This window comes from Streptomyces sp. NPDC056347, assembly GCF_042262625.1.
Taxonomy (GTDB): domain Bacteria; phylum Actinomycetota; class Actinomycetes; order Streptomycetales; family Streptomycetaceae; genus Streptomyces.
The window spans coordinates 48,946-49,910 of record NZ_JBHJQP010000036.1; the positions used below are offsets into that span (position 1 = coordinate 48,946).

Annotated in this window: 1 protein-coding gene and 1 tRNA gene; both read right to left on the reverse strand. The window is 70.1% G+C overall.

Annotated elements, in window-relative coordinates; genetic code table 11:
* Positions 1-6 precede the first annotated feature (6 nt).
* Positions 7-78: transfer RNA gene (locus tag ACFCV8_RS11610), tRNA-Gln, on the reverse strand.
* A gap of 87 nt (positions 79-165) precedes the next feature.
* Positions 166-885 (reverse strand): HAD family hydrolase, encoded by a 720-nt coding sequence (locus ACFCV8_RS11615; protein WP_376685107.1) that lies wholly within the window; start codon positions 883-885, stop codon positions 166-168.
* Between the last annotated feature and the right edge of the window lie 80 nt (positions 886-965).

Below are 965 nucleotides of genomic sequence, written 5' to 3' on the forward strand. Positions count from 1 at the left end.
TCTGCGCTGGGCTACCAGGACTCGAACCTAGAATGACGGTACCAGAAACCGTAGTGTTGCCAATTACACCATAGCCCAATGAAACTCAACCCCTTGCGGGGCCTTCGTTCCGCTTGCGCCTCCCGTTCGGATCTTTCGTCCCGCCCGGGCGGCGCAGAAAGAACATTACCCGAAGGTGTCCGACGCTCCAAAACGGGTATCGCCGAGCAGCAGTCCGGGCAGCTGGTCGAGCCCCTCGATACGGAGGAGTTCGGGCCGTCCGCCGCGCTCCTTGCGGTCCAGCCAGATCCCCGTCAGCCCGGCGGCGGCCGCCCCCGCGGCGTCGATGTCCGGCTCGTCGCCCACGTACGCGACCTCCCCGGGCTCCAGGTCCAGCGCCTCGCAGGCGGCGTGGAAGGCGCCGGCCTCCGGCTTGGAGACACCGAGCTCGACGGCGCACACCACGGCCTCGAAACGGTCCCGTACGCCGAGCACGCGCAGCTTGTGGTCCTGGTTGCGGATGCTGGAGTTCGAGAGCACCGCGTGCCGGTATCCGCCGGCCAGCAGGTCCAGTGCGGGCAGCACGTCCGGGAAGAGCTCCCAGGCAGCCTCGTAGTGGGCCGCGTGCCGGGCGAACCACTCGTCGGCCTCCGCGTCCGTCAGCGGCCGCGCGGCGAACTCCCTGACCCGGTCCCTGCGCTGCTCGTGGAAGCCCACCTCGCCGGCGGCGAACCGCGCCCACTGCGTCTCGGTGATCGTCCGCCACGCCAGGAGGGCCTGCTCGACGGTCGCGTATCCGTCGGGCAGGCCCTCCTGTTCGAGCTGTCTGCGCAGGCCGAGACGGTCGGCCCGGGTGTAGTCGAAGATCGTGTCGTCGATGTCCCAGAGGACCGCGCGGATCGTCATACCGCCCAGCGTATGGGCGCCTGCCGGGTCCGTGGAAGGTGCCCGGACGGCGAGGAGGGGGCGGACGGGGCCTTCCGGCC